Source organism: Actinomyces oricola (genome assembly GCF_004104015.1).
Classification (GTDB): domain Bacteria; phylum Actinomycetota; class Actinomycetes; order Actinomycetales; family Actinomycetaceae; genus Actinomyces; species Actinomyces oricola.
In genome coordinates this window covers 1-2778 of sequence record NZ_RYFV01000056.1, presented here as the reverse complement: position 1 = coordinate 2778, position 2778 = coordinate 1, and the positions used below count along the sequence as shown (strand labels likewise).

The window sequence follows — 2778 nt, the reverse complement described above, 5'->3', positions numbered from 1 at the left end:
AGCCTCATACGCCTGACCTACGGACCCCACGCATCCATAGCCGAACGACTACGACACCTCACCTACGAACCATCAGAAGCAACACGCCTGGTCACAGCACCATAGAAACAACTTTGCCGAGCCCCTGATGAGTCAATGGTCTTGGTGGCGCTCGTGGTGAATTCCTGATAATTCGCCTGGAATGCACCTGAGGCGCTGTCCGTGACGAACCCGGAAGAAACCAGATTGTCCACCTGCATGCGCGCCTGCTGGAGCATCTGTTGGATGTTGTCCCGAGTCGAGCGCAGCGAGGCGGCCTGCTGGTTCATCTCGTCATAGGAGGCGGAAATATTCGCCATGGTCATGGTTCCCTTCTCGATGGGCGCCCGGGAGCCCGGGCTTCTTCTACTAGGATTTGGGTGTGCTCTGCGGTGGCGGGCCGGGCGGTCGGGCCCCGGCCCCGTGCTGTTGGGCAGCTGTTAGGGAAGGTCTCCCACCTCCTCGCCTATTCGAATTGAGCGAACAATCTGGTCGAGCAGGTCGGTGGCGACGCTGAGGAACTCGTCCCCCTCTTTACCTTCGACTATGGGCAGTCCGGCCACGCAGCAAACCCAGTCCGCGTCGGAGTCGGCCGCGCCCGCGAAGTAAAGATACTCACCGCCCTTCAGAACGTCCTCCAGTTGGCGCATGATCTTCACGGCCCCCTCCGGGTCCTCCATTTCGGGAAGGGTGACAGCGCGAAGCTCATCTCGCAGGGGTGCGGATGAGAAGAAGCGCACCACGATGCGGTCATTGTCGGAGACTATGTGGGCGCTGGAGTCCTGAGTGGCCAATGCCAGCACCGCCTCAATGGGGCGCGCCCCCGCGAAGCCCGGCATGGGAAGCACCGCTATGCTCGTCCCCATGCGGACGTCATTCACCGGTTCTGCCTCATAAAGCCACGCCTGGACACCGGCGCCCGCCATGGCCGCAATCGACTCGCGCATCGCCAGCTCAATCTTGATGCGCAAGGGCGTCACATTAACGCCCGCAACATCGGGGATCATTCTCGACGCGGCCCGTGCTACCGCCTCGGGGCCGTCGCGCTCCGGGTACAGGACGCCCCACCAGGGCGGAAGGAGGCAGACGACCGGGCGGTCCGCGCCATCGTCCTCACTGCTAATCATACTTCCCCTTCACTTTGGTGTCTGGGCCGATATATTTTGCGATCTCCCGACGATGCTTGTTATACGCCGGGTCCGTCGATGCCGAGGACTGCCGGGCGATTATCTTGTGAGCGTCCGAATCGGCATGCGCGCCGAACAGGGGTTCCCCCTTCCTGTTCGAATCGCCATAGAAGTCATCGCCATTAAAATGCGACAGCCCTTGAATATTGCCTATAATATAATCCTGCTCATCTTTGAGATTCAAAATATTCGCCCCATGGGTGTTGATGGGGAGTGCCCTGTCAGGGGCGTCGACAGTCACCATTTGAGTAATGTTGAATTTACCCGAATTGATGAGGTGAAGCCCGTGCAGGGCCCCCTGACTGTAAGCGTTCACCATAATCTCGGAGCCCTTCGGCGTTACCTTCGACTCCAGCAGTCGTCGGATGCGCACGTCCGTGGCCGTCTCGAACCCCAGGTAACTCGGCACATTCTCTAAGGCGCCCATCGAATCGGAGTACCTTCCAGCACCGGCGAACGTGCCCCCAATATATAGAACATAACGAGTAACGCCATCGGCGCACTTAATCTCCTCCAGCTGGAGGCCGTCATCCTCGTCCATGTTACCAAGACTCTCAATCATTGACGTAAGATCCTCGTGCCGCTCCTTTTTCTCACGACACCCTTCGGCCGGTTCCGTGTTATCCGCATCCCGGGGAAACAGTTCTTCAATCACCCGTTGGATTTCATATGACCGAACAATGTCGCCGATTATCAAACCAAGAGGACTGAGCAGGTTAACAAGGGCGTAGAGGATGAGTATGGCCGGCTTTAAACAAAACCGTATTCCAGTGCGTTCTTAGGTGGAGATTAGTGTGGGCGGGGTATAGAATGGGCGCATGCAGGTTGATGTAACACTGGAAGAACGCGATGTTCTATTGAGGTGGAAGAAGCGCAACGACACGCTGATTCTGGTCAGATTGAAAGCCGAAGCGATCCTCTACGCGTCCCGCGGCGTTAATACGGACATTATTGCGGAGATGGTTGACCGGTGTGAGAGGACCGTGAAGGAATGGTTCTCGGAGTGGCGGCGCACCAGGTTACATTCGGTGGTGACCGGTCATGCCAGCAATCAGAACGCCGCGAAACTCACCCGCACCCAAAAGGAACAGCTCAAGGAAGTCCTGAGCCTGCCACCATCACAATCCGGCATCCAAGCCGACTTCTGGGACGTGCCCGCCCTACGGGACGTGGTGAAGGCGAGGTTCGGTGTGGAGTATGAGTCGGACTCCTCCTACCAGCTGCTCCTGCGCTTCGTCGGCATGAGCATGGGGCTGCCCGACCCCTTCGACAAGCGCCGTGATGAGAAGGCCATCACCCAGCGCATGGCCCAGGTACGCAGGGAAGTCGCCGACCTGCTGGCCGGCGGCTGGGAGGTTTACACCGTCGACGAGGTCCGTGTGGAGCACGAGGCCGAGACCCGCCGCATGTGGCTGCCCAAGGGCAAGCGCACCAAGATCTACGTCAACCGGAACCGTTCTTCATGCTCGTTCTTCGGTGCCCTGAGCCTGACCACCAAGAAGATGCGCATCTACCCCATTGAGGGCAGCCAGAACACCGAGCAGATTATCCTGGCTATGAGCCGCCTGGCACG

At 58.9% G+C, this 2778-nt stretch carries 4 protein-coding genes; 1 reads left to right on the top strand and 3 read right to left on the bottom strand.

The genetic code is table 11. The features are described 5' to 3' along the window. Nucleotides 1–62: 62 nt before the first annotated feature. The 3 genes from EUC46_RS12330 to EUC46_RS12320 form a co-directional block, all read right to left on the bottom strand. Entirely contained in the window at nucleotides 63–344 is a 282-nt protein-coding gene (locus tag EUC46_RS12330; protein ID WP_241655575.1) for a WXG100 family type VII secretion target, read from the bottom strand. 114 nt (nucleotides 345–458) lie between these two features. Next, entirely contained in the window at nucleotides 459–1145 is a 687-nt protein-coding gene (locus EUC46_RS12325; protein ID WP_128774449.1) for a hypothetical protein, read from the bottom strand. After that, a complete protein-coding gene (locus EUC46_RS12320; protein WP_128774448.1) occupies nucleotides 1138–1767 on the bottom strand; it encodes a hypothetical protein in 630 nt (209 codons plus the stop codon). Before EUC46_RS12320 ends, EUC46_RS12325 begins: the two co-directional genes overlap by 8 nt. A 256-nt stretch (nucleotides 1768–2023) precedes the next feature. Between EUC46_RS12320 and EUC46_RS12315 the strand changes: the two genes are divergently transcribed. Continuing rightward, nucleotides 2024–2778: IS630 family transposase (locus tag EUC46_RS12315; RefSeq protein WP_128774447.1), on the top strand; the 755-nt coding region annotated here is incomplete at its 3' end.

Bases quoted from the DNA above. Each gene is read 5' to 3' on its own strand.
- EUC46_RS12325 (WP_128774449.1), bottom strand. From the start codon at position 1,145: ATGATTAGCAGTGAGGACGATGGCGCGGACCGCCCGGTCGTCTGCCTC.
- EUC46_RS12330 (WP_241655575.1), bottom strand. From the start codon at position 344: ATGACCATGGCGAATATTTCCGCCTCCTATGACGAGATGAACCAGCAG.
- EUC46_RS12320 (WP_128774448.1), bottom strand. From the start codon at position 1,767: ATGATTGAGAGTCTTGGTAACATGGACGAGGATGACGGCCTCCAGCTG.